Here is a 25,902-nt window from a genome sequence, read left to right on the forward strand (position 1 = left end):
TCATAAAAATCAGATTTTAATCAAAACGGGAAGCTCGCTGAGCTTCCCGTTTATTATATTTTATAAGTCTTACCAGATTCTGATTTTTGACTTTAATGCTTCTATTGCATTTTCTTTAAGTCCGAATGTATTCATTAATATTTCGTAGAGCTGTATATCATTTTCTATCGTTACAGCTTCTTTTTCACCATCAGCGGATCGTATATTCAATACATGATCCGTATAGGTATAGCGGGCATTTTCATCTACTTTTGAAAGAATCAGCCTGTTCTTAAAATGAGAGTCCGGATGGGTAGACAGATACCAGTTGGAAATATCGAGATCAATGGGTTCTACATGTTCGGGAATAAACCTGTACACCGGAAGCCACTGCTCTTTCCACATCCAAAGTGTATACGTTTCTTTTTTATGAGAAATTTTAAATATTCCGTTGGGTGTTTGCTGCTGATCTTCTTTGTTTAAAAGTATAGGCGAAGTAAGTGTAGCTGTTCCAAATCCGCAATCCACCACATAATGTTCTCCTTCAAAATTAACAATAAGCAAGAGATGGGTTTGTGCGGCAATACTGTCTTCCTGTCTTCCCCACACTACTCTTCCCAGCTGGAGCTTTACATGGAATCCCAATGTTTTTAAAACTTCACTTAAAAGCAGGTTTTGTTCATAGCAATATCCACCTCTGGATTCAATAACCAATTTTCTGAAAATATCATCTACATTCAAAGAAGGAACAATTCCCGTATAAGAATCAATGTTCTCAAACGGAATAAATTTGGGTTGGAGCTGATGTATCTTTCTCAATGTCTCCATGCTCAATTCCGGAGTTCCGGAGAAATGAATCCGTTCCAAATACATTTCCAGATCCGATGTATTCATAAATTGATTTTTTGCTGTTTCAAAAATGAGTAAAATGATTTCACTCGTGTAAAATTATGGAAAAATGTAACTTATAAATCACCTATAGTACGTCAATAGAACAAATCTATGACTTGTGAAAATCCTTTTCAGAGGTTACATCAACTGAATTTTTATTTCTTTTCTGAAAAGCAGCATAAGTAATCACGACACTGACTGCCATTAAAATAAATGCTAAAAAGAAAGGCGCACCGGAAAATTTGAACGGCGCTTCATCATGCGTGAAATAGTAAAACAAATTAGTCATCATTGGCGGCCCGATAATGGATGTAGCACTCATTAAACTCGTTAATGCTCCCTGAAGTTCCCCCTGTTCATTGGAAGGAACACTTTTCGTGATAACCGATTGCAAAGCGGGTCCGCAGATTCCTCCCAGACAGTAGGGTACCAAAAATACAAACATCATCCAGCCTTCTGAAGCAAAAGCAAACAACAGCATTCCCACAGCATAGAAAGCCAGTCCGTAATAAATACTTTTCTGCTCTCCCAATCTGGGGGTTGTATATCTGATGAGTCCGCCCTGTACAAGACCCACCAACAAACCTACTACTCCCAATGAAATTCCCACCATTCTTTCTGTCCAGCTGAACTTATACATTGTAAAAAAGCTCCAGTTACTCTGCACGGCATGCCCTGCAATATAGATTAATATCAACGAAGCGATCAAGCCTGAAATTTCAGGATGCTTACCTAAAAACTTAAATGAACCTATAGGATTGGCACGTTTCCAGTCGAATTCTCTTCTTTTATCTTTATCCAGGCTTTCAGGAAGGATGAAATATCCGTACAGGAAATTAAGCAAACACAAGCCTGCTGCAGCATAGAAAGGAACTCTTGCACCATAATGTCCAAGAACTCCGCCCAGAACCGGTCCAATGATAAATCCCAGACCAAAGGCAGCCCCTATCAGTCCAAAATTCTTAGCCCGGTCTTCATCTGTAGAAATATCGGCAATGTAGGCACTGGCCGTGGTGACACTTGCTCCTGTAATCCCAGCAATAATCCTTCCCAAAAACAACCACCAGATTGTGGGAGCCAGTGCAAGGAAAATATAATCTACTGCAAATCCGAAAAGGGAAATCAGAATAATGGGTCTTCTCCCATACTTGTCACTAAGGTTTCCTACTAACGGAGAGAATATAAATTGGGTAAATGCATAGGCAAATCCAAGCCAGCCGCCATACTTTGCAGCTTCACTGATATCTGCATGAATAAGTTCCTCAATTAATTTAGGAACTACAGGAATGATGATACCCCAGCCTGTAATATCGATCAGTAAAGTAATAAATATGAAGCCTATAGCCGCTTTTTTCTTTGAATTTTCCATGATGGTGCAAAATTAATCAAATCTGAAAAATAATGATTCTAAATTATGAAGAGTTAATATGAAGAGTAAAGAATGTAAATCAAAAAGAAAGTAAAGCTGTCCTCATTTTATTTACCATCCGATAAAAAAGGCCGTCTCTTTCGAAACGGCCTTTACTAATTTATTGTAGTTTGTATTACTTTGAAGCAAGCTCTTCTTTTGCAGAAGTGGATTTTCCATGTACCTCTTCTTCTTTTCCTGTTTTAAGGAAATCATAAGCAATTGCAGACGCAACAAAGATGGATGAGTAAGTACCGAATCCAATACCGATTAACATCGCAAACATGAATCCTCTTAAGTTATCACCACCGAAAATGAAGATCGCAAGGATCACAAGAATCGTAGTGAATGAGGTGTTGAATGTTCTACCCAATGTACTTGAAATAGAGTCATCAAACAGACCTGCCAATGTTAAAGATTTTTTCTCTCTCAGGTATTCTCTGATTCTGTCGAAGATAATTACGGTATCGTTGATTGAGTAACCCAATACTGTAAGGATCGCAGCGATGAAATCCTGATTGATCTCCATGTTGAACGGCATGTATTTGTGAAGCAATGAATAGGCTCCTAAAATAATTACTGCATCGTGGAATAGAGCGGCAACTGCTCCAAGAGAGAACTGCCATTTTCTAAATCTTACCAGGATATAGATGAAGATCATTGCTAATGCTGCTAATACCGCATAGATACCGTGAGTCTGGATATCATCAGCAACAGAAGGTCCTACTTTCTCAGAAGAAACAATTCCTGCGTGGTCTTTATCAGCAGATTTGAAATCTTTCAATGTAGTTCCTGCCGGTAAGTTTGATTTTAAGCCTTCAAATAATTTCTGCTCGATAATCTGGTCAGCTTTCAAAGATTCATCTTCGATAAGATAATCTGTAGAGATCTTTAATTGTTTGTTGTTTCCGAAAGTTTTAGCTTCTACAGAAGAGTTTTTACCATCTTCAGTTTTGAATAATGCTACTAATTTTTCTTCAACATCTTCAGCTTTTACATCTTTATCAAATCTTACCACATAGTTTCTACCACCGGTAAAGTCGATACCGTATTTGAAACCTTGTGTTGCGATAGAAATAATACAGATAACTGTAAGAACAGCAGAAACGATGTACGCATATTTTCTCTTTCCGATGAAATCGATCCAGGTATTTCTGAACAGGTTCTTCGTAGCCGGAGTCCAGACAGAAAGACCTTTTCCTTTATTTAATCTTGAGAAGATCATTACTCTTGAAAGCAGTACAGACGTAAATAATGTCATTAAAATACCGATCATCAACGTCAGTGCAAAACCTTTGATAGGTCCTGTTCCGAAGAAGAACAATACAACTGCCGTTAGGAAAGTAGTAGTGTGACCGTCAATAATCGCATTCAATGCATGTTTGAAACCATCTTTGTAAGCTTCAAGAATACTTTTCCCAGCGAATAATTCTTCTTTGGTTCTTTCATAAATGATAACGTTCGTATCGACCGCTACTGCCATCGTAAGAACAATACCCGCGATACCTGGAAGTGTAAGGGTAAAGTCACCCGAATCCATGATACCGAAAATATAGAATAAGTTGATCACCATCGCAATTACCGCATATACACCAGCTCCACCGTAGTAGAAAATGATATAAACGATGATAATCGCAAATGCAATGATAAACGACATTAAACCAGAATCAATAGCCTCCTGTCCTAAAGACGGACCTACAACTGTAGCCTGAACTACTTTTGCACCTGCAGGCAATTTACCCGCACCTAATACGTCTACCAGTTCTTTAGCTTCCTCCTGAGAGAAGTTACCAGAGATCTGCGTTCTACCGTTAGGGATAGCACCTACAACGTTAGGAGCTGTGTACACTCTGTTATCAAGAGTTACTGCAACCGGTTTTCCAACGTTTTTCTCAGTAAGTGTTTTCCATTCTTTAGCTCCTTTAGAGTCCATCTGCATGTCTACCACTACTCTGCTTAGTTCATCGTAGCTGATGTTTGCAGTTTCCACAGCACCGTCTACCGGAGCTTTTTGGTTGATGTTACCTCTGATCGCGTACAATACTAAGCTTTCAGCATCTGTAGATTCAGGTTTGTAACCCCACATGAACTGTGTATATTTAATGTTAGCCGGACGTAAAGACTGCCCTACTTTGCTGTTTAAAATTTTGTTTACAACAGCAGTATCAGATAATTTTACGTTAGCAACACCATTTGTTCTTAATTTGTCAAGCTGTAAAAGGCTCATGAAGTTCACATTCTTTGCAACTCCCATAGAATCTCCTTTTGTAGCAACCATAGTTGTTAAAGTCTGGAAATAAGGGGCAATTTCAGGAACCTGCTGTACTTCCCAGAACTGAAGTTTTGCAGAAGTCTGAAGCATTTTCTTCACTTTATCGATGTCCTTCATACCAGGCATTTCTACAGAAATTCTCGCAGTACCAGGTACTCTCTGAACGTTTGGCTGGATCGCTCCAAGCTTGTCAATTCTCGTTCTGATTACCTCGAAAGCGGTTCCTACAGATGCATCGATTTTTCTTTTAACAATGCTTTTTACCTGATCATCAGGCGTATTGTACTTTACCTCAGTAAGGGTTGTATTTCCGAAAATTTCCGGATCTGCCAACTTAAGGTTTGCACCTTTAGCTTTGTTAATTACATCGAACTGCTCGAAGAAGTTGTCGATGTAAGGTTTAGTAGAATTCTTCTGTGCTTCATCCGTTTTGTTTAAAGCCTCAATAAGGACAGGATTGGTAGAATAATTGGTTAAATCATTCACAAGATCTCTTTGGTTGATCTCCAAAAGAACGTTGATCCCCCCTTTCAGGTCAAGACCAAGTTTCATTTCCTTGTCTTTGGCTTTAGTGTAATAAAGTTTTGTGAATCCTAAGTTCAAAGTATCCTTAGAAAGTCTTGCGATTTCTTTTTGATACTTCTCCGGATTGTCTCCTGCAATAGCAGTTGCCTGCTTTTCAATTTTGCTGGCGTACCATGTTGGTAATAGCTCGTTTAAGCAAATCAACCCTAGTACAATAGCGACAATTGTAATAAGTCCTTTTCCTTGCATTTTGTTATAACTACGTTAAATTAAGTCGGCAAATATAATGATTTTCTTGTATTTTATGAATTTTTAACAACAGAAATGGTTTATTTCCAGATATATTGGCATCGTGATTTCTATTTAAGATTTAACAATTTTTTCATACTATCATCATGAAGTCTTCAAAATCGATTGGTATAAAATTTTCATTTACTTCCTCAACACACTAAATTTCAAAATATTATGAAAAAACTATTTTTTTGCATCAGCATTTTTTCTTCCTTAATTCTTAATTCTCAAAGCATTAATTTGGAAGAATTTGTGACAGGACTTACCAGCCCTGTAGAGATTACGAACGCCAACGACAGCCGCCTTTTTGTTGTACAGCAGAACGGTATCATTAAAATTATTCAACCCAACGGGACTATTAATACCACCAACTTTCTGAATATCGGATCAAAAATTACTTTCGGCGGTGAAAGAGGCCTTCTTGGTCTTGCATTTCATCCTCAATACTCTGCGAACGGGTATTTTTTTGTGTATTATAACAATCTTTCAGGCAATATTATTGTTGCCAGGTACAGCGTCAGTTCAACAGATCCAAATGTAGCCGATCCTGCGTCTGAAAAAATACTGTTGAATATTCCCAAGCCTTTCGACAATCATAATGGAGGAAGCATTCATTTTGCTCCTGACGGAAAACTCTGGATCATCACCGGAGACGGAGGAAGTGGCGGTGACCCGAATAATAACGCTCAAAACAAAAATTCACTACTGGGAAAAATGCTGAGAATAGATGTAGATGCTACCGGTCCTTACAATATTCCGCCTGATAACCCTTTTGCAGGAGCAGGTGTGGATGGCTCAGACGAAATTTGGGCTTATGGTCTTAGAAACGGATGGAAATTTTCCTTTGATCTTACAACAGGAAATGCTATGATTGCAGATGTGGGACAAGGAGCAATAGAGGAAATCAACAAAATGCCCATTACTACTGCCGGATTAAATTATGGCTGGCGCTGCTATGAAGGAAATAACATCTACAATACCACAGGATGTGCAGCACAGGCTACAATGACTTTTCCTATTGCGGTATATGATCATTCGGGAGGAAAATGTTCCATCACGGGCGGTTATGTATACAGAGGAACTCAATATCCTGCATTGCAGGGGAAATATTTCTTCGCGGATTACTGTTCTACCCAAATCGGAGTTCTGGACACCAATAATGCCATAACATGGACTTCTCCTTATTCCGGAAACAACTTTTCTACTTTTGGAGAGGACTATCAAAAAGGATTGTATGTGGCAGCCGTCAACAGCGGAAAAATATTTAAAATTTCAACAGGCACTTTAGGCACTCAGGAAAACACTTTAGGAAGTATCAAAGTTTACCCCAACCCTGCTTCAAAAGAAATTTTCATTGATGGCGTGAAGGATAAAAAAGCAACGTTGGAAATCATCAGTGCAGAAGGGAGAAAAGTATTGGAAACAGATCAAATCACTAGCAGTAAAGGCATCAATATTTCAGGAATACCTGCCGGAGTATATTTTATCAATCTAAAATCAGGGGAATTAAAATCTTATAGCCAGAAATTAATTATTAAATAATAGTCTTTGTAGGCGCAAACGAAACACTATGTCTATAAAAGGATAAAAACTAACCCGAAACCAAATCAAAAGCGGTTCAGATCTGAACCGCTTTTGATTATATTGTCATAGAGAAAATTCTCGTTTCCGGTTTATTTCTCATCATTCTCAGGTCAAAAACCATCGCTACATTCCTGGTGAATGCTCTTCCGGCTTCAGTAATTTTAACTTCAGTTCCGTTGATCTCAACCAAACCGTCATTTTCCATTTCTTGCAGCATTTCCAGTGCATTTTCAAGTTCAGGGAAAGAATTGTTAATATCAAAAGTGGTTTCAAGCTGACACATCAGATTCAGAATATGTCTTCTTACCGTAAGATCTTCTTCACTCAGTACGTGCCCTTTTACAACAGGAATTTCACCTCCTTCAACCATCTTCTGGTATTCTTCAACCGTTTTCACATTTTGGGCAAACGCATACCAGGAATCTGAAATAGCAGACATTCCAAGACCAACCATCAACTGGGTTTTGCTTGAAGTATAGCCCATGAAGTTTCTGTGAAGTTTTTTATGAATCAAAGACTGGTACAGATCATCATGCTCTAGAGAGAAGTGATCCATCCCAACCTCAATATATCCTAAATCCTGAAGCAGTCTTTTACCATCTTCATACAAACGGCGCTTTTCTTCTCCACTTGGAAGGTCATTTTCATCAAAACCTCTCTGCCCGACACCTTTTACCCATGGAACGTGTGCATAAGAATAAAATGCAAGTCTGTCCGGTTTCAGCTCCATTGTTTTCCGGATGGTATGTTCCATTGCATCCCAATTCTGGTGCGGCAATCCGAAAACAAGATCATGGCTGATTCCCCTGTATCCTATTTCCTTCGCCCATTCTGTAACGTTTTTTACGTTTTCAAAAGGCTGGATTCTGTTGATCGCTTTCTGAACTTTAGGATCATAATCCTGAACTCCAAAGCTCACTCTTCTGAAACCAAGATCATATAGCGTCTGAAGATGTTCCTTCGTGGTATTATTTGGATGCCCTTCAAAAGAAAATTCCGGATGTTCCGCAATCTCTACTGTTGAAAAAATACCTTCCAGCAATGTTCTTAAATTCTCAGGAGAGAAGAAAGTAGGCGTACCTCCACCAAGGTGTAATTCTTTCAGCTTAGGTCTTTCGTTGAAAAGATCAAGATAAAGTTTCCATTCCTTTAAAACACTTTCCAGATAAGGAATTTCAACACTATGCTGTTTAGTAATACGCTTATGGCACGCACAGAACGTACACAACGCCTCACAGAAAGGCAAATGGATATAAATAGAAATCCCCTCCTCTGCATTGCTCTCATGAAAAGACCTGATTACAGTTTCCTTCCATTTTTCCGGTGAAAATGTTGATTCATCCCAATATGGAACGGTAGGATAAGACGTGTAACGCGGCCCGGGAATATTATACTTATCTATTAAAGAGTTCATTTTGAAAATTAAAATTTTATAAGGATATGAAATTTAACATAATTAAAATTTCACCTTACAAAATTAACCATTAGTTATGAATTTTAGCCTATGAATTATATTAGGTTCTATTTTATAATGAATCTAAATACGATGAATACTGATTTTCTTCAATATAATGATAAATTCTATATTAACTATTTAAAAATTGTTTATGAGAGGAATATGTCAATCATATGCTTTTATGGTGCATTGCCCATTAAAATGTAAATATTTTCGCTTTTGAAAAATTATCATCCCACATAATGAAGTCATGACCGGACGGTGCCATATCTGTTTCTTTAACCATTGATGGATTGGAAGGATATTTACCAGCTTTCGCATCCCATTTCAAATGTATGAACTTTCCGTTTCCACTCTTTAAAATAAGATCATTCCATCCTGAAGTAATTGCTGCACTTCTGAAAACCGGCGGTCTCATTACCGTAAACCTGTTGATCAGCTTCATATCACTGCTTAGTAATAAAAATGTACAGCCTCCACTTCCACAAAATGCTCTTCCTGAAAGTGAAATGAAATATTCATTTTTTTTATCATTATTGAGGTCTACAGTATAAAAAGAAAACTGGCGGTCGGAAGTTTCAAGGGACGGCAGATCGTTTTTCAAATAATCCTGGAGATAAAGCTTCAGTTTTTCAGCAGTGGCATTGTCTGTGGTGTCGGGATTATATCCGGATTCTATAGTCCCCGTCTTCGCAGAATCCACAACTTTTCCTTCAGAAGAAGAAATTACAGGAGCTGTGTTTTCCGGCAGCTTTTTTTCATCTTTTTTACAGGCAGCTAACATTACTGCTGACATTCCAAGGCATATAGCCCATTGTTTATTTTTTACCTTCATCATCATATTAATTAATCTTTTTTTGTTCTCGGTGTTACCGAAACTTCTCCGGTAAATTTCAATATACAAAAATAACATTTATTTCTGTAAGATATCCCAACAGCCTGTTTTATCTGAAATTTCAAGAGAGGAAAATTAAAATTTCAATTTTATGACGGCAATTCTGTTATTTCCTGCAATTACAACATTGTTACCATCTAACCATTGACACACAAAGAAGCCTTTCTCATCGGAAATCTTTTTCCATGTCTTCCCAAAATCTGAAGAGTAACTGATATGCTTGTCTCCCACCGCAATAATCTCTTTTCCTTTTGATCCCGGCTTAATTTTCACACAGGTGGTGTATCCCGCATTTTGTCCTGACGCCTGAATCTGCCAGGTTCTCCCCCCATCATTAGTGGTAGCAACATTGTTGATATTAGCATCCTGTTTTGTATAATCTCCTCCTGCAGCAATTCCAAAATGATCATTGTAAAAGTCAATAGAATATATCCCCTGTGAAGATTCTCCCTGTATAATTGGAGTATTGAAAACTTCGATATTTTCATCCTTCAGATTCATTCTTAATATTCTTGAAGCTTTTCCTCCTGTTGCAATCCATAAATATTTTTTAGAGGATGAAATATTGGTATTACTTGCAGCAAAAGCAGCTTCGCCCTCATTTAATTTTACATTATTCTTAAACATACTCCATTTCCCTTCTTTGTACACAGCCAGCTTCAACATCTGATCTTTATCTGCATCACTAAAAGTATAGGCTAACTTATCATTAACGAAATGTAAAGCATCATAAAAAGCTGTTTTTGCTGTATCTTTAAAAACAATCTGTGACTTCAGATCTTTTTTATCAATTTTAAAAAAATGAGCCGGACTTTCAATATTAATAGCATAAAAAGACGTTTTGTTCTGTGCTAATGTTCTGAACTGAAGCTTATTTTCTGAGAGTTTTATCTGCCTCTGATTTTTATAGTCTTTAAGATCTACAAACCCGAATTTGGAATCCGTACCACTATACCACACTTTGTTGTCATATACTTCAATGGCTCTGATGCTGATCTTATCATTAAGAATCGTTTCAAGGCTTTCTACCTGCTGGGAAAACGCTGTAAGTCCGGTGGACAGAAATAAAATGGAAAAAATCTTTTTCATATTATAATATTGTGACAAAAAAAACCGCCGAAGCGGTTTATATTATTAATCCTGGTTCTGATATTTTTCAGGATTGTTCAGTTTACTGTTTGATTTCCCATAAAGGAAATATACTAAACCACCCAGGAATAACCACACAGCCGAAAGCTCCAAAGCATGAGCACTTAAGTTAAAGATCAAATAAATATTGATAAATACTCCCAATGCCACAACTATTTTATAAGCCGGAACTTTGAAAGGTCTGATCAAATTAGGCTCTTTCTTTCTCATCACCCAAACTGCAATACAAACCAGTGTAAATGCAAACAGGGTTCCGAAACTTGTCATATCTGCCAATGTTGAAATAGGGGTAAATGCTGCGATCAAAGCTACTACAATTCCTAACAAAATAATTCCTTTATAGGGTGTTTTTGTTTTTGGATGAAGATCACCGAAGAATTTAGGAATCAATCCGTCTTTTGCCATCCCGATAAAGATTCTGGATTGTCCCATCATCATTACCATTACTACGGAAATTAACCCTACAGTAGCAGCAATTGTTACGATATTACTGGCCCAGTGTTTTCCGGCAATTTCAAAAGCATATGCTACAGGAGCTTTAATAGCATCAGGATATTTCCCTTCCGGGTTAAAGTCTGTATAATGCATCATCCCTGTTAATACAAGAGATACACAAATATATAAAGCTGTACAAACCAATAATGAAGCAATAATTGCGAAAGGTACATCTTTCTTAGGATTAATCGCTTCCCCAGCCTGCGTAGAAACAGCATCAAAACCAATATAAGCAAAGAAAATCGCTGCTGCTCCGGAAATAATTCCTTTAATACCGTAGGCAGAAACCATATCTCCTTCAGAATTTTTAATCTGAATCTGATCCGGAATAAAAGGTTTCCAGTTTTTAACACCGTCTACAGCGTTGTAAAGATCGGTATTAGAGAAAATAATATATATTCCTGCAATAATTACAAAGATAACAGCTGAAGTTTTCATTAAAACGATCAGGTTATTCGCTCCTGCAGCTTCTTTAGTTCCCTTTACCAATAATGCAGTAATTAAAAGAACAAGAATAAATGCAGGAAGGTTCATAGAAAAACCATCTCCGGTATAACTTGCCGGATCTGATGTAAGATAGGCAGGTAAATGAATATTAAAAATCTTTAAAAATTTGTTAAAGTATCCGGACCAACTTACGGAAACGGCCATACTCGCCATGGCATACTCGAGGATGAGACACCATCCCATTGCCCATGCAAAAATTTCTCCTACCGTTCCGTATGCATAGGCATAAGCTGAACCCTCTACAGGAATAATGGATGCAAACTCTGCATAGCATAATGCAGCAAAAACGCAGGCAATCCCTGCTATGATAAAGGAAATAGCAAGAGCTGGTCCTGCATGATAATAGGCTCCTGTTCCGGTAAGAACAAAGATTCCACCACCAATGATAGCACCCACTCCAATTGCTGTTAAACTCCATTTTCCAAGGACTTTTTTCAGCTCACTTTTCTTCATATCTGCCTCATAGGCACTTAGTGGCTTTTTTACCCAAATTTTCGACATGTTTTTTTATTTATTAAGGATTTACGAAAATATAAAAAATTTAGAAACTCTCACGTTAATCGTTAAACTTTCCTCATTTATTTTACATTAAAGGTTTGAAAACCTGAACAACACATTATATAATCCATTTTAAAAAGTCCATATTTTTGCTTATTTTTGATTGCATGAATTTATATGATCTTTTTGTAAAGCCTTATGAAAGCTATGATTCTTTACAAATTATGTTGGAAGCATCAGGTGCAATTTTCGGAATACTGAGCGTATTTTTTTCCATAAAGAAAAACATATGGGTGTACCCTACCGGCATTATTTCAACGCTGATCTATGTATATCTTCTTTTCAATGCCGGGCTGCTGGGAGACTGTATGATTAACGTCTATTATACTGTCATGAGTATTTATGGATGGGTTCTATGGGCAAGAAATTCTGAAGATCATATTCATGTAGAAGTTACATGGGCTACCCGAAAAGAATGGATACATGCAAGTATTCTTTTTGTGCTGAGTCTGGCACTTGTTACCCTAATTTATTATTACAAACCTTATATCGATAATCAATTTTCGATGGAAGGAGTCAGTTTGGGATTATATCATCTGGACTGGGCAAACTGGATGGATGTTTTCACTACCTCCATATTTTTGGCAGGAATGTGGTTGATGGCTAAACAACGCATTGAAAGCTGGATTTTCTGGATTATCGGGGATCTTATTTGTATCCCTATGATGATTTTTAAGGGGCTTGGAATCACTTCGGTTCAATATTTGGTATTTACTATAATGGCGATCTTGGGATACGTCAGTTGGAAAAAAAGTTTTAAAGAAAAAAAAGTACAATAAAGTCATGAAAAATTTATTTAAAATAGCATTCAGTATTTTTGCTATTACCAGTTTAACCTCTTGTTTAGCTTATACTGACGGATACGGAAGCAACGGAAGCTATGGGTATGGAGATCCGTATTATAACAACGGATATTACTATGCGCCTTCAGGATATTACGGAAGCGGTGGATATTGGGGTAATGACGGCTATTATTACAGAAGCAATGTTAATTATTACTATGATAATGGTATTCCTTATTACTATGATAGCTACAATAACTCCAGAAGAAAGGTATACGTAGAAAGAAGGTCTACTTCATCTTCAAGACCTCAGAACGGATTCCAGAATACGCGTACAACGAACAGCAACGGTTCATACAATAATAACGGAGGATTCAACAATAACAGAAACTCCAACAGCAACAGCGGATTCAGAAACCAGAACAATGGTTATCAGAATAATCAGGGAAATCAAAACAACAGCGGTTTCAGAAATTCCAACGGTAACAGTGGATTCAGAAATCAAAACAGCAGTAATCAGAATAACCAGAATAACAGCGGTTTCAGAAATTCTGAAAGCAGCAGGTCAGAATCTTCCGGCGGGGGATTCAGAAATAGCTCGGGCAGCCAAAGCACGAGTTCAAGCAGACAGCAGAGCGGCGGAGGCGGCTTTAGATAAAACGATTATAAATAAGGAAACGAACAGTTAACACTGTTCGTTTTTCATTTTAAATATAGTAATTTTGCTTCTTCATTAACAAAAAAATATGGAATTTTATAAATATCAGGGAACAGGAAATGATTTTGTAATGGTAGACAACCGTGATCTCCAATTTACTAAAGATAAAGATAGTATTGAAAAGCTATGTGACAGACGCTTCGGAATAGGTGCTGACGGTCTTATTCTATTGGAAAACGATCCTGAATATGATTTCAAGATGGTATACTACAATTCTGATGGCGGGGAAAGTACGATGTGTGGAAACGGAGGAAGATGTCTTGTTGCTTTTGCTTTTTTCCTTGACATTTTTGAAGACAAATGTAAGTTCATTGCTACCGACGGTGAACATGAAGCTGAAATCCATAACGGAATCATTAAATTAAAAATGATCAATGTAGATACTGTTTCCCATGACGGAAATGATTTTGTTCTGAACACCGGATCTCCACACTATGTAAAATATGTAGACAACCTGAAAGAGTATCACGTCTATGACGAAGGATATGGCATCAGAAATTCTGAAAAATATAAAGAAAAAGGAATCAATGTGAACTTTGTAGAAAAAATTTCAGATAATGAAATTTTTGTAAGAACCTATGAACGAGGCGTTGAGGACGAAACTTACAGCTGCGGGACAGGAGTTACAGCTTCCGCTTTAACTTTTCTGCAAAAACATAATCTAACCTCTGTAAAAGTTAAAACTTTAGGCGGAAACCTTAAAGTATATGCTGAAAAAAGCGGGGATGCATTCCAGAATATCTGGTTAGAAGGTCCTGCAAAGCAAGTTTTTAGAGGTAAAACAGATCTTCTTTAAAAACAAAAAACTTTTAATCAACATTTAATAAGAATGAAAAAAGCAATTCTCATTGTCATTCTGCTGGCTTTTGTAGTGGCAGGATTTTTTGGTTTGAGATTTTATAATAAATATTTAGGAAATAACGTAGAAAAGGATGGTTACGTTCTGATTCCTCACAGAGCGGGCTTTAAACAAATCCTAGATTCTATTGCTCCTTATATTAAAGACAGAGAGTCTTTTGAAGCTGTCGCCAAGGAAAAAGGTCTTGATACGAATTTTAAAGCAGGGCGTTACCATATCCAGATCGGAACAGGCAACAAAAACCTTGTCAATATGATCAAAGCTGGTAACCAGACAGCCAACTCTTACCGAATCGGTGATTTTGGAGATATGTACCAGATGATTGGTAAGGTGACTAAAAAAACGGAAATTGATTCTTTGCATTTTGTCAATGATCTGGATGCTGTTGCACAGGAGAAAGGCTATAAAAATGTTGAAGATTTAAAAAAATACTTTTTCATTGATACCTATAATTTTTTCTGGACAGTAAGCCCGAGAGAGTTTTTCTCAAAGTTTGAAAATCAGTATAATGATTTCTGGACGAGTGAAAGAAAAAGTAAAGAACAGCAGTCTGGTCTTACAAGAGATCAGATTTATGCACTGGCTTCTATTGTTTATAAAGAATCCGGAGGAAAAAAAGATGAAATGAAAACGATTGCAGGATTATATTTAAACCGTTACAGAAAAGGAATGAAGCTTCAGTCTGATCCTACGGTTATTTATGCGATCAATAAGCAGACAAATTTTAAAGAACCTATAAAAAGGGTATTTTATAAGCATTTGTCTACACCATCACCTTATAATACTTATGCCAATGCAGGTATTCCTCCGGGGCCCATCTGTGTAGTGGATAAGAATTCAATAGATGCTGTTTTAAATGCTGAAAACAACAATTTTATATTTATGTGTGCTGATCCGGCAAGATTCGGATACCATAAGTTTACTGCAAGTGCTGAAGAACATGCGGTGAATGCAAAGGCCTATCAGGATTGGCTCAACTCAAAAAATATAAAATAGGCTTAGAAAGCACCTAAAAAATTTATACAGTTAGAAAAACAATAAACGACCATAATATTTTGATGATCAGCCTAGTATGGACACTCAAAATATTAAGGGTTATTCTTTCACGATCTTATACAAAAAAATAACCTATGAAGAATAAGACAGAAATTGTCAATATTTTCACCAGAAAAACTTTAGGACTTACCTTAGTACTTTCAGCGGCAGCACTGGCTTTTGCACAGGAGAAAGCTGGAGTTTCAGGGATCATTGTCAACAAAAAAAATCAACCGGTTCCTTATGCTTCCGTAACTTTCAGCAATAAGGCCAACAAGACTTTAAGTGATGCTGTACTGACAGATGAAAAAGGGCAATATACCCTTCAGCTTATGCCCGGAGATTATGAAATTACAGTAGAAGCTATTGATTACAAAAAAAGTGTAGTCAGCAAAAATATTGCAAAAGCAGGTAATATCGGAGCTTTATCTATTGAAGCAGAGCCTTCGTCTACTGCTGATGGCAAAACAAAAGAAATTCAGGGTGTTGTAATTACTGCTTCTGCAGCGAAACCTTATAAAGTAGAGCTTGATAAGAAAACATATGATCCTTCGCAGGATATTGTGAGCAAAGGAGGAAATCTTCAGGATGTTTTAACTAATGTTCCTTCAGTTTCCGTGGATACAGACGGAACAGTTTCTATGAGAGGAAGTACCAATGTAAAGTTTCTTATCAATGGAAAGCCTTCTGCCCTTCTTGGGATAGATGACGGAGCGAATGCACTGCAGAGTATTCCGGCGGATCAGATTGAAAGAATTGAAGTTATTACCAACCCTTCTTCTAAATTTGAAGCAAGTGGTACATCCGGTATTCTGAATATCATCCTAAAAAAAAATAAAAAGGTAGGATTTAATGGTAGTGTGGTTGGATCATTGGGATATTTTCCAAGAACTTCTCTCAATACGAACCTGAGCTGGAGAAAAAACAACTGGACATGGTTCCTGAATGGCGGTGGTGGTTACACAGAAAACAAAACGAAGAATAATTCGGAAACAACCTATCACAATCTCACATTTCCCGATGTGATTGCTTTCCAGCAGCCTAATGATGTTCTTGTTCATCAATTGCAAAACTCCGAGAATAAAACGTATAATAAAAATTATAATGTGAGTGCGGGTTTTGTATATGATTTATCTGATAAGACTTCCATTAATTTCACAGGATTGGTGAGAACATTTGAAGGAGACGGAAATGAACTTCTTGATACCTACGACAGTTTTTACAGGTTTTTCAGAGATTCACCGGATCCGGGCACTACAGCAGGAAAATGGAGTTTATTAAATCCCTATGGAAGAAGAGATTCTAAAAGTATCTTCAATAACCTTGCTTTCCAGGGAGATTTGGGATTAGATCATAAATTTGATGATAACGGACAAAATTTATCCGTATCATTAAGTCTGCAAAGGAACAGAAGTAACAATAATGCGGATATTCTTGAAACTTACGACCTTCGTCCTGATGTGCAGGATATTACAAGAAGATATTCGTTAACTAAAACAATAATCGGTAAAGCTGATTATGAGCTGCCAATAGGAGAAAAATCCAAGCTTGAAGCAGGATATAGATTGGATGTTAATGATAATACTTACAATAATTTTGTAAGCAGTACTTCCAACAATCCTTTTATTCCAAGTTATAATAACAATACAGATTATAAAGAAGTCTTCAATGCTTTTTATCTACAATTTAAGAGTAAAATAGGAGAAAAATTTGCTTATCAGCTCGGTTTAAGAGATGAGCTGTCCAATGTCAGCATTAATTATATCAATCAAAATCCTAATGATAAGCCGTTAGATAAGACCAAAAATTATAATAATCTATTTCCGAGTGTATTCTTAAGCTATGATGTATCTAAAAATAATCAGATTTTGCTTAATTATTCCCGCAGAATAGACAGACCAAGGTCCTTCTTTATGGTTCCCTTCCCGAATTACAGCAACAGCCAGAATATTTTTGAAGGAAACATAGACCTGAATCCCTCATATGTAGATTCATTTGAAGTAGGATATAATATTACCAGAAAAAAATTCACGGTTAATCCTACCCTATACTACAGACACGCAACGGATGATACCAAAATGTTGGTCTACAGACCTGATGAAAGCCTTGGTGTATTTTATACAAAGCCAATCAACTTAGGAAATGATGACCGTTATGGTTTGGACCTGAACTTTACTTATGATCCATTTGCATGGTTGAAAATCATGGGAAGTCTGGACATGTTCGGATATAAAACTACAGGAATTGCTTATTATGATGCTATTGATAAAAATAAGCTGCAGCAAACCCGCAGCATGAATTTCACAGGAGACGGTTTTTCTACCAGAGCCCGTCTTAATACAACATTCAAGCTTGACAAAACGCTAAGTGTACAATTACAGGGATTCTATAGAGGGGCACAGAAAACAGCCAGCCAAAATACAGAAGATATGTATGCCCTGAATCTCGGTGCATCCAAGACTATCTGGAAAGGAGACGGAACAATTTCCTTCAATATTCAGGATATATTCAATACAAGAAGCAGAGAAGTATTTAGTTTCAATGAGGATTATACACGAAGAAACTATATGCAGTGGCAGCCAAGACAGTTTGCTATTTCGTTAACTTACAGATTTAAGCAGGGAGAAAAAATTGAACAACCTAAAAAGAAAAAGGACATCAATTCCAACGCAACAGGTGATGACCAGCAAGGCGGCCCTATGTAAGACAGCAAAAAATCAGGAAATAAGCCTATTCAATAAAAAAAACCTTTATCAAATTTGATAAAGGTTTTTTTTATTGAATAATTGTTATTATAATCCACATGAATGTCAAAATAGATATGACGACTCAGATGTATCAAAAATTATACGTTATATTCATCAAAAAATATCTTGGGATAATATTTACATTGGTTGTATTTACAGAGTAATCATTAATATCTACTTCGGTTATCATTTTTTTATTCAGTATATTTTTCATAAAAAAGGATAATTCCCAATTCCTATTTACAATATATTTTATTGTATTATCAATAAAGAAATAATTTGCTTGGGATTTGGTATTGGGGCGGAAATAATCAAAACTTGCGATGATTGAAAATTTACTAAACGGCCTGGCAATAATCCTAAAACTATTATTAAATGACCTCAAAGTATTTTTTTCTTGATTTTCTACCTGAGTACTGTTTATATTGTAAGTAAATTTATTCTCAAAATTAATTTTAAAATCAAAAACTGTTTTCCAAGAAAAATCATATGTCTGAGTAACATTGTTTATTTTTCTGGTTTCAGAATTATTTAGGATGTTTTCATAATTTGAAAATGTGAGATTTGAACTTAGCTTTAATACACTATCCAGGAATGAAAAATATTTATCATACATAAAGTCAGCACCATAAGTAGATCTTACTTTAGGAGAATAAAAATAGGTATAGTGAGTGATATAAGGTGAAATTGTTATATCTGAAAAATAATTCCCTTTATCACTTGTATAATACAATCCAAAGTTAAAATTTAATTGCTTATACAAATCATTGATAACATAACTTACCCTGCCGTTAAAAGTCTTTTGAAAGCTTAAAGAAGGTACATTACTTATTATATTTCTATTACTAATAAAGACAGGATTTATAAATAGCTTATCTTCTGAAAAAGGCTTCTGCCGATAATCTACAATGCTATTTATGAAAGCTACATCATTAATTTTATATTTCAAATAAAGTTTAGGTTCAAATACAACAGTTTTATTTTCAAGGTTTATATTGTTTAAACTTTGTCTCTGATAGTATAAATTAAAAGAAGGCTGTATATATAATCTTGATATATTGAAATTAGCTTGCCCTGAAAGATATGTGGAAGCTTTTTTATTATTCAATAAATTGCTATAATTATTTTTTTTCGAATTGTTTAAACCCATTACTTCCGAATTAAAGGTATTGGTTTCATTGTTATTCCCAAAGGAAAAGAAATACTTGATATTTTTATATTTAGCCAAATAAGTTAACTGAAAATCCAATACTGATTTTTTAAAATTACTCAATTGGGTATTAAATGATGTATCATTATCAATATTTAAATAAGGAAATGAGAACATATTTTGAGGAATATCATTCCAAGCATAAGTAGTACTGAATTGAAAAGCAGACTTATCATTTAGCTTATATGTAAATTGTAAGTTTTGTTTTAAAAAAGTGTTTTTGGTTAATAAATTGGTTTCAAAATTCCTGTCACCATTTTGTAGAACCGAGCTATATTGTTGGTTACTCTCATTAGATGCTGATAATTTATATTCTAAAAGAGATTTTTTGGTTGTATTTGTTTTACTATCAATTTCTATCCTAAATAATTCAGGTTTCTTTATTGTATTATAGGTATCTGAAAGATTTAAATTATCATCTATAATATGACTCTCATTATAGATATCCTGCATGAGTTTATCTTTCAAATATGAAAGGTTTATCCTTGTACTATTCTTCTTAAATGCCCTAAATATCAAATTATAACTGCTAAAAAAAGCATTATTGCGGTTAGCTCTTGTATCTTCTAGAAAACTTGAAAATGAATTATCATTAATGATTTTTGCCGCAGAATAATCTGAGTTTTTCTGTTGATCTATAGAAAGGTTATTGGAAAAATAATCGTAGGGAGATTGATTAACTCCGATATTATTATAAGAAAGATTTAAAAAAGACTTATACCCTTTTGCAACCTGTAATAAAGTTGAGTTGATAGAACTCACCTGTTTTACATCAGAATCAAATCCACTTGCCCAATCTATATTTCCAGAAAAATCAATCTTTCCTTTTTTGATTTTTAAATTTAAGGCAACTTTATCAGAAGATTCTATTCCCTTTAATAAAGGGTTTTCAGAATAATTTTCTATTGCCTCAACTTTCTCAACAATGTCAACATTAATATTTTTTGTTCCAACAGTATAATTAGTTCCAAACAAATCATCTCCTTCCAGCTTTACAGTTTCTACTGACTTCCCTTTATATTTTATTTCTCCGGTTTTTTCATTTACCGTGATTCCAGGCATTTTTTTTAATACATCCTGAACCTTTTTGTCAGACGGATCCTTGTATCTGGAAACGTCGTATACCACAGTATCTTCTTTTATCTCAAATGATTCTTTTTTTTGATTAATGATGACTTCCTGTATTGTCTTTATTTTTTCGTTCTTTAAAACAAAATCAAGAGAAATTTTTTCTTTATTATCTAATTCTACTTCCTGAACTGATGTTTCAAAATTAGCAGCATTTGCAACTATATAAATCTTTTTATACTTCTTATTGAGAACAAGATTATATACTCCGTTTTTAGTTTGAGTGAATTGATTTATTCTTTCATCATCTGCATTTTCTTTAATGAGAATATTGACAAAAGATATTTTATCCCCCGCCTCAGAAGTAACAATACCAGAAATAGTCTGAGAAAAAAAGCATTGAGAAAACAATAAAAAAACAAGGAACATGCCCGGTGTTCCTTTATTCATTATTTTCTCAAAAAAATGTATAATCATACAATTTTATTTTATTTCAGTAAAACCTAAATCTTCTATTGTATTATCCATTTTAATAGATCCTCCATTCCCATCTTCACTGTCTGCACTCCATTTTTTTATCAACCTCTTCAGATATTCTTTATAATTTTCTTTATACTGATCCCAAGTTATTAATTTTTCTTTTTCAAATGGGTTATTAATAGATGTATTTTTCTCTACTATTTTATATTCCTTTAGTTCAAAAGTATATAAATTATCCGTAGTTTTTGCATATACTACTACACCAGGCAATCCATAAAACTTCCATGGAGCAATATTGAATGAAACTTTAGGATCAAAATAAACAATCCAGGTTTTTCCCCGAAATTCTGTTGTTGCCTCGTTATATTTTTTCCCATTATAAATTACTATCTCATCTGATATCTTCCATGTAAACTGATCCAGATTTTCTTTAATATAACATGCTTTTGTTAAATAAAAATTTCGGGAAAGCATATTATCCGTTTGTGAATCTTTATAATATTCTGGAGGAGAAGGCATTATAATATTTTTATAATCATCAGAAATATGTTCCACAGTTAATCCACTCTCACTAGATGTTTTTTTCGTTTCTGAAGTATCAATTAACAACTCTTGCTTTGTTTCTACAAACCAGGTTTTATTTTGGGAGCTAAGAATACTATTATATGTCTGGGTAGGCACTTTTGAATTAATTTTGAATATATATATTCCTGTAAATGTCTGAGAACTAAGTATACTAAAGCAAAGTACAAATACCAAAATAAATAATTTATTTTTGTTCATTCCTTTTAAATTAAAAACAAGTTGTTTTGAAATAAAAACAACTTGTTATGTTACATACCAAAAATTGGCTTATTAATTTTTATTCAGTAGCCATTGAAAGATCCAAAACCTTTCTCATTAATTTTTTTGTGCAATTCTGAGAAGCAGTTTCGCAGCTTGTAAAAATACTTCCGGCAGAAGATGTTATAGTAAGAGTATTCATTCCTATCTGAACAGATGTAGAACATGATACAGTACAAAGAGAAGCTTTTTCTTTTGCCGAAATTGAATTTGTAATCTTTTTAGGAGATGAAGCCGGTTCTTTAGGAGTATTTTTAGCGCTAGCTAATCCAGTAATCATAATCATAGTAGCTAAAATAATCTTTTTCATATATGTACAATATTAGATTTTAATTAAAGTTCATATCCAGTTGGTTCCATACCAAAAGTAGCTTTCATTTTCGTGCTACATTTCTGTTGGGCTGCTCCACAACTAGTGAAAAGATTTCCTGCTGACATAGTGTAAGTTATACTTGATCCGTTGCTATTGCTAACGGTAACGCTACAACTTACAGTACAAGTAGCTTTTTTATTTGTTTTTTTTACTTTTTTGGCTGGTTGATTAGTACCTGCAAAAGCTAAACCTGTCCCCAATGTCATACATAACATGGTTAAAATTGTTTTTTTCATGGTTTTTTTAGTTTTTAATTAATTAACGCTCAAAAAGAGTAAAAAATTATCAAATAAAAAAGTAAAATACCTTTTTTTTTATTATGTTAAGTATCACGCACTAACAATCTAATAGTATTTAATTCTGATTTTCAGCGTTTTAAAAGACCAATATGAATAAAAAAAATCTTCATTACATTGAATAAAGATTTTATTTTTTTCTATTTTACAGGTTCTGCTTTGGCATCTTTTTCTTTTTCAGCTTCGTAGATTCTCCTTCTCAGGTCACTGGTGGAAAACCGATGGTCTCTTTTGTTGTAAAAGATCTCAATTCCTTTTTCCTCACAGTATTTTTTACCTGTAAAGTCTCTGTCCATATAATCATCTCCAATAATTCTTACATCAATCACAAATGATTTAAGAATATCCAAAAGGTCTTCTTCTGTGTAATAAGGAATAATCTCATCCACAGCATTCACTGCTTTCAGTTGAATATATCTTTCAACAATAGTCTGGCTTGGCTTATTTTTGTTTGGACGATCGTGAGACGGATCGATTTGAAGTCCAACAATTAAATAGTCACACACGGTTTTAGCTTCTTCAAGCATTTTGATGTGACCTGCATGCAATAAGTCAAATGACGAAAATGTAATACCTATTCTCTGTGTCTTCATATTAATGTTAAATTAAAGCTTCGCTGAAATACATGTTTCTTAAAAAGATAAAACACTTAATTTTCAAGGAAGATGTTTGTAATTTGTTTTATGATCGTTTAAATTATTATTTCATGTGACGTCAGTATTTCTCAACACTTAAGTCTATGAATTTCTGGTTTTCAGATATTTCTGCCATTCCCAAACTGTTCTTAGAGCTTCTTCAAGCGAGGTTTCAGACTTCCAGTGGAGCTCTTTTCCGGCTTTATCTGGATTAGCATACGCAATAGTAATATCTCCCTCTCTTCTGGCACATATCTGATAAGGCACTTCTACATTATTGGCTTTTTCAAATGCTTTTACCACTTCCAGTACAGATGAACCCTTTCCTGTTCCCAGATTGTAGATATCTATCACAGCATCCGATGAAGGATCATCAATGAGTTTCTTTAGTGCTGCAACGTGTGCTTTTGCAAGGTCAACAACATAGATATAATCACGAACGGCAGTTCCGTCCTCTGTAGGGTAATCATCTCCCCAAATATTTAATTTTTCTCTTATTCCTGATGCTGTTTGCATCACATAAGGTACTAAATTATTAGGAATTCCTATAGGCAATTCTCCCAGCTTTCCGGATGGATGTGCCCCGATTGGATTAAAATACCTTAATAGCGATATTTTACTGTGATAGGCTTTTGCAAAATCAATCAGGATCTGTTCTCCCATTTGTTTTGTTTTCCCGTATACACTTTCAGGCGTTTTCAACGGAGTATTTTCATCTATCGGCATTACATCTGCCTGTCCGTACACGGTACACGATGAGCTGAAAATAAAATTGGAGATCTTTCTTGTTTTAAATTCCTGAAGAATATTAATCAAAGAAAACAAATTATTCTCATAATAGTCTACAGGAATGATCTGGCTTTCTCCTACCGCTTTAGAGGCAGCAAAATTGATACAACCATCAATGTGGTGCGCATCAAAAACCTGAGTAAGAAGTTCTTTTCTTCTTAAATCGAAAGGATAAAAAACAGGTTTCTTACCAGTAATTTCCTCAATGTTTTTTAAAATAAACCTTTCCGTATTGGATAAATCGTCTATAATAACCACTTCAAAGCCGTTATTAAGAAGTTCTACAACAGTGTGAGAACCAATATATCCAAGGCCGCCGGTAACAAGTATTGCCATTTTTATTTTTTAATCTTTGTGTTTCTTATCATTATACCTTGAGATTTGTCTATAAACTTTCGTTACAAAATTTATATTTTCCTCGTCCGAAATATTATTATTGTTTATTGAAACAGAAATAAGTTTGTTTTCTATTATCCCGAATAAAAATATTGTTTTTCCTTCCTTAACAGTCACTTCCCAAAGAATCTCATGTTTATCTGGATCTTTAGAAATTTCCTTAACTTCAGCTCCCACAGAATTGCTTTTCCAGTAATCAAAATCCCATTTGTAAAAAGCCTCCAAAAGCTGTGCTTTATTCAGTTCAGGATTATAAAAATCCATTTTAGATGCATTTCTTACTGAAACCTGAATATTATTTTTTTCTTTATCCACAAAAAGATATTGTCCGGAAACCTTATTCAGATTGCGAAGTTCAACCTCTTTAGGAAACTTAATTAACAGATCATTAATAGCAAACCTATTTCCACTTTGAGCAAAAATAAGCTCGCTGATAATAAATGCTAATGAAAAAAAAGCCTTATTCATTTATTTCATAAACTCAAGGACTGCATCCGTAATATATTTCAGCTGCTCTTCGTCTAATTCTGTATGCATCGGTAAAGAAATTACCTGATCCAAAAGCTTATCAGTATTCACAAAATCTGCAGCATCACTTTCCTGGAAGTATGCTTTTTGTTTTCTCAACGCCACAGGATAGTAAATCATTGCAGGAATATCTTTTTCCGATAAAAACTTCTGAAGCTCATTACGTTTTCCATTCAGAATTCTTAATGTATACTGGTGGAATACATGAGTAGAGTTCTCGGCTCTTTTGGGAGTCAGGATGTTTGGATTTCCTCCAAATGCTTCATCATAAAAATCTGCAGCTCTTCTTCTTGCTTCGTTATAAGAATCCAAATGAGGAAGTTTCTTTCTTAAAACCGCTGCCTGAATACTGTCCAAACGTGAGTTTACCCCCACCTCATCATGGTAATATCTCTCGTACATTCCGTGGTTTACAATTCCTCTTAAACGGTGAGCTAATTCATCATTATTGGTAAAAATAGCCCCTCCGTCTCCGTAGCATCCCAGGTTTTTTGAAGGGAAGAAAGAAGTGGTTCCCACAGTAGACATTGTTCCTGCCTGTTTTACCGTTCCATCGGAAAATGTATATTCTGAACCGATTGCCTGGGCATTATCTTCAATAACATATAAATTGTGCTCTTCAGCAATTTTTAAAATTTCTTCCATATTGGCACACTGTCCGAAAATATGTACCGGAATAATCGCTTTTGTTCTGGGCGTAATTGCTTTTTTAATCTGTTCAGTAGAAATTGTGAATGTATCATAATCTACATCTACCAGTACAGACTTTAATTTAAGCAGATGAATTACCTCCACTGTTGCAGCAAAAGTAAAATCAGCCGTGATAATTTCGTCTCCTTCTTTCAGATCCAACCCCATCAGGGCAATCTGTAATGCATCTGTACCATTGGCACACGGAATCACATGTTTTACGTCTAGATAAGACTCCAATTCATTCTGGAAAGACTTTACTTCAGGACCGTTAATAAATGCCGCAGAATCCATTACATTCAAAACTGCATTGTCTACATCATTCTTTATTTTGTAATACTGACTTTGCAAATCAACCATCTGAATTTTTTTCATATACTAAAATATTTCTGTAAAAATAAGGAATTTAAAATCCTATCAAAAATTTTATTGATTTTGTTTTT

The 25,902-nt window shown here is 35.0% G+C and carries 21 protein-coding genes; 6 read left to right on the forward strand and 15 right to left on the reverse strand.

The window, feature by feature from the left end:
• Window positions 1-69: 69 nt before the first annotated feature.
• The 3 genes from C8D70_RS10185 to secD form a co-directional block, all read right to left on the reverse strand.
• Window positions 70-873 carry an arylamine N-acetyltransferase family protein gene (locus C8D70_RS10185; RefSeq protein WP_110367237.1) on the reverse strand — a complete coding sequence of 268 codons (804 nt, stop codon included), beginning with the start codon at window positions 871-873 and terminating at the stop codon, window positions 70-72.
• Between the two features lie 106 nt (window positions 874-979).
• Entirely contained in the window at window positions 980-2,239 is a 1,260-nt protein-coding gene (locus C8D70_RS10190) for a TCR/Tet family MFS transporter (RefSeq protein ID WP_110367238.1), read from the reverse strand.
• 175 nt (window positions 2,240-2,414) lie between these two features.
• The gene (gene secD / locus C8D70_RS10195) at window positions 2,415-5,324 is read right to left on the reverse strand and encodes a protein translocase subunit SecD (RefSeq protein ID WP_110367239.1); all 2,910 of its coding nucleotides are present in this window, start codon (window positions 5,322-5,324) and stop codon (window positions 2,415-2,417) included.
• Window positions 5,325-5,540: 216 nt separating this feature from the next.
• Between secD and C8D70_RS10200 the strand changes: the two genes are divergently transcribed.
• Window positions 5,541-6,908: a PQQ-dependent sugar dehydrogenase gene (locus C8D70_RS10200; protein WP_110367240.1), complete on the forward strand. Its 1,368-nt coding sequence runs from the start codon at window positions 5,541-5,543 to the stop codon at window positions 6,906-6,908.
• A 97-nt stretch (window positions 6,909-7,005) separates the two neighbouring features.
• On the opposite strand, the gene hemN is transcribed toward C8D70_RS10200, so the two are convergent.
• The 4 genes from hemN to C8D70_RS10220 form a co-directional block, all read right to left on the reverse strand.
• Entirely contained in the window at window positions 7,006-8,364 is a 1,359-nt protein-coding gene (hemN, locus tag C8D70_RS10205; RefSeq protein ID WP_110367241.1) for an oxygen-independent coproporphyrinogen III oxidase, read from the reverse strand.
• Window positions 8,365-8,602: 238 nt separating this feature from the next.
• Complete coding sequence (locus C8D70_RS10210; RefSeq protein ID WP_146212875.1) at window positions 8,603-9,244, reverse strand: hypothetical protein; 642 nt, start codon at window positions 9,242-9,244, stop codon at window positions 8,603-8,605.
• Between the two features lie 132 nt (window positions 9,245-9,376).
• A complete protein-coding gene (locus C8D70_RS10215) occupies window positions 9,377-10,390 on the reverse strand; it encodes a WD40/YVTN/BNR-like repeat-containing protein (RefSeq protein ID WP_110367243.1) in 1,014 nt (337 codons plus the stop codon).
• Window positions 10,391-10,435: 45 nt separating this feature from the next.
• Window positions 10,436-11,953 carry an amino acid permease gene (locus C8D70_RS10220; RefSeq protein ID WP_110367244.1) on the reverse strand — a complete coding sequence of 506 codons (1,518 nt, stop codon included), beginning with the start codon at window positions 11,951-11,953 and terminating at the stop codon, window positions 10,436-10,438.
• 164 nt (window positions 11,954-12,117) lie between these two features.
• Between C8D70_RS10220 and pnuC the strand changes: the two genes are divergently transcribed.
• The 5 genes from pnuC to C8D70_RS10245 all read left to right on the forward strand — a co-directional run bounded on the left by pnuC (window position 12,118) and on the right by C8D70_RS10245 (window position 18,109).
• Window positions 12,118-12,789, forward strand: a complete 672-nt coding sequence (pnuC, locus tag C8D70_RS10225) for a nicotinamide riboside transporter PnuC (protein WP_110367245.1) — start codon at window positions 12,118-12,120, stop codon at window positions 12,787-12,789.
• Between the two features lie 4 nt (window positions 12,790-12,793).
• Complete coding sequence (locus C8D70_RS10230; RefSeq protein ID WP_076594285.1) at window positions 12,794-13,450, forward strand: hypothetical protein; 657 nt, start codon at window positions 12,794-12,796, stop codon at window positions 13,448-13,450.
• Window positions 13,451-13,538: 88 nt separating this feature from the next.
• On the forward strand, window positions 13,539-14,306 hold the full coding sequence (dapF, locus tag C8D70_RS10235) for a diaminopimelate epimerase (RefSeq protein WP_076594284.1): 768 nt from the start codon (window positions 13,539-13,541) through the stop codon (window positions 14,304-14,306).
• Between the two features lie 33 nt (window positions 14,307-14,339).
• Window positions 14,340-15,365, forward strand: a complete 1,026-nt coding sequence (gene mltG, locus C8D70_RS10240) for an endolytic transglycosylase MltG (RefSeq protein ID WP_110367246.1) — start codon at window positions 14,340-14,342, stop codon at window positions 15,363-15,365.
• 134 nt (window positions 15,366-15,499) lie between these two features.
• Window positions 15,500-18,109, forward strand: a complete 2,610-nt coding sequence (locus tag C8D70_RS10245) for a TonB-dependent receptor (protein ID WP_076594282.1) — start codon at window positions 15,500-15,502, stop codon at window positions 18,107-18,109.
• A 133-nt stretch (window positions 18,110-18,242) separates the two neighbouring features.
• On the opposite strand, the gene C8D70_RS10250 is transcribed toward C8D70_RS10245, so the two are convergent.
• From C8D70_RS10250 to C8D70_RS10285, 8 genes are all read right to left on the reverse strand, one after another.
• Complete coding sequence (locus C8D70_RS10250; RefSeq protein ID WP_083688748.1) at window positions 18,243-20,879, reverse strand: TonB-dependent receptor; 2,637 nt, start codon at window positions 20,877-20,879, stop codon at window positions 18,243-18,245.
• Window positions 20,880-20,912: 33 nt separating this feature from the next.
• Complete coding sequence (locus C8D70_RS10255) at window positions 20,913-21,692, reverse strand: GLPGLI family protein (RefSeq protein ID WP_110367247.1); 780 nt, start codon at window positions 21,690-21,692, stop codon at window positions 20,913-20,915.
• Between the two features lie 79 nt (window positions 21,693-21,771).
• Complete coding sequence (locus C8D70_RS10260; protein WP_110367248.1) at window positions 21,772-22,062, reverse strand: hypothetical protein; 291 nt, start codon at window positions 22,060-22,062, stop codon at window positions 21,772-21,774.
• A gap of 23 nt (window positions 22,063-22,085) precedes the next feature.
• Complete coding sequence (locus tag C8D70_RS10265) at window positions 22,086-22,361, reverse strand: hypothetical protein (RefSeq protein WP_110367249.1); 276 nt, start codon at window positions 22,359-22,361, stop codon at window positions 22,086-22,088.
• Window positions 22,362-22,561: 200 nt separating this feature from the next.
• Entirely contained in the window at window positions 22,562-23,014 is a 453-nt protein-coding gene (locus tag C8D70_RS10270; RefSeq protein ID WP_076594277.1) for an adenylyltransferase/cytidyltransferase family protein, read from the reverse strand.
• A 144-nt stretch (window positions 23,015-23,158) separates the two neighbouring features.
• Complete coding sequence (gene galE, locus C8D70_RS10275) at window positions 23,159-24,181, reverse strand: UDP-glucose 4-epimerase GalE (protein WP_110367250.1); 1,023 nt, start codon at window positions 24,179-24,181, stop codon at window positions 23,159-23,161.
• A gap of 9 nt (window positions 24,182-24,190) precedes the next feature.
• Window positions 24,191-24,709 carry a hypothetical protein gene (locus tag C8D70_RS10280; RefSeq protein ID WP_110367251.1) on the reverse strand — a complete coding sequence of 173 codons (519 nt, stop codon included), beginning with the start codon at window positions 24,707-24,709 and terminating at the stop codon, window positions 24,191-24,193.
• Window positions 24,710-25,834 carry a DegT/DnrJ/EryC1/StrS family aminotransferase gene (locus C8D70_RS10285; RefSeq protein WP_110367252.1) on the reverse strand — a complete coding sequence of 375 codons (1,125 nt, stop codon included), beginning with the start codon at window positions 25,832-25,834 and terminating at the stop codon, window positions 24,710-24,712.
• Window positions 25,835-25,902 lie beyond the last annotated feature (68 nt).

It is taken from the genome of Chryseobacterium sp. CBTAP 102 (genome assembly GCF_003201365.1).
Lineage (GTDB): Bacteria > Bacteroidota > Bacteroidia > Flavobacteriales > Weeksellaceae > Chryseobacterium > Chryseobacterium candidae.

Coding starts and splice junctions, on each gene's coding strand:
- C8D70_RS10185 (WP_110367237.1), bottom strand. CDS start 873: ATGAATACATCGGATCTGGAAATGTATTTGGAACGGATTCATTTCTCC.
- C8D70_RS10190 (WP_110367238.1), bottom strand. CDS start 2,239: ATGGAAAATTCAAAGAAAAAAGCGGCTATAGGCTTCATATTTATTACT.
- secD (WP_110367239.1), bottom strand. CDS start 5,324: ATGCAAGGAAAAGGACTTATTACAATTGTCGCTATTGTACTAGGGTTG.
- C8D70_RS10200 (WP_110367240.1), top strand. CDS start 5,541: ATGAAAAAACTATTTTTTTGCATCAGCATTTTTTCTTCCTTAATTCTT.
- hemN (WP_110367241.1), bottom strand. CDS start 8,364: ATGAACTCTTTAATAGATAAGTATAATATTCCCGGGCCGCGTTACACG.
- C8D70_RS10210 (WP_146212875.1), bottom strand. CDS start 9,244: ATGATGAAGGTAAAAAATAAACAATGGGCTATATGCCTTGGAATGTCA.
- C8D70_RS10215 (WP_110367243.1), bottom strand. CDS start 10,390: ATGAAAAAGATTTTTTCCATTTTATTTCTGTCCACCGGACTTACAGCG.
- C8D70_RS10220 (WP_110367244.1), bottom strand. CDS start 11,953: ATGTCGAAAATTTGGGTAAAAAAGCCACTAAGTGCCTATGAGGCAGAT.
- pnuC (WP_110367245.1), top strand. CDS start 12,118: ATGAATTTATATGATCTTTTTGTAAAGCCTTATGAAAGCTATGATTCT.
- C8D70_RS10230 (WP_076594285.1), top strand. CDS start 12,794: ATGAAAAATTTATTTAAAATAGCATTCAGTATTTTTGCTATTACCAGT.
- dapF (WP_076594284.1), top strand. CDS start 13,539: ATGGAATTTTATAAATATCAGGGAACAGGAAATGATTTTGTAATGGTA.
- mltG (WP_110367246.1), top strand. CDS start 14,340: ATGAAAAAAGCAATTCTCATTGTCATTCTGCTGGCTTTTGTAGTGGCA.
- C8D70_RS10245 (WP_076594282.1), top strand. CDS start 15,500: ATGAAGAATAAGACAGAAATTGTCAATATTTTCACCAGAAAAACTTTA.
- C8D70_RS10250 (WP_083688748.1), bottom strand. CDS start 20,879: ATGAATAAAGGAACACCGGGCATGTTCCTTGTTTTTTTATTGTTTTCT.
- C8D70_RS10255 (WP_110367247.1), bottom strand. CDS start 21,692: ATGAACAAAAATAAATTATTTATTTTGGTATTTGTACTTTGCTTTAGT.
- C8D70_RS10260 (WP_110367248.1), bottom strand. CDS start 22,062: ATGAAAAAGATTATTTTAGCTACTATGATTATGATTACTGGATTAGCT.
- C8D70_RS10265 (WP_110367249.1), bottom strand. CDS start 22,361: ATGAAAAAAACAATTTTAACCATGTTATGTATGACATTGGGGACAGGT.
- C8D70_RS10270 (WP_076594277.1), bottom strand. CDS start 23,014: ATGAAGACACAGAGAATAGGTATTACATTTTCGTCATTTGACTTATTG.
- galE (WP_110367250.1), bottom strand. CDS start 24,181: ATGGCAATACTTGTTACCGGCGGCCTTGGATATATTGGTTCTCACACT.
- C8D70_RS10280 (WP_110367251.1), bottom strand. CDS start 24,709: ATGAATAAGGCTTTTTTTTCATTAGCATTTATTATCAGCGAGCTTATT.
- C8D70_RS10285 (WP_110367252.1), bottom strand. CDS start 25,834: ATGAAAAAAATTCAGATGGTTGATTTGCAAAGTCAGTATTACAAAATA.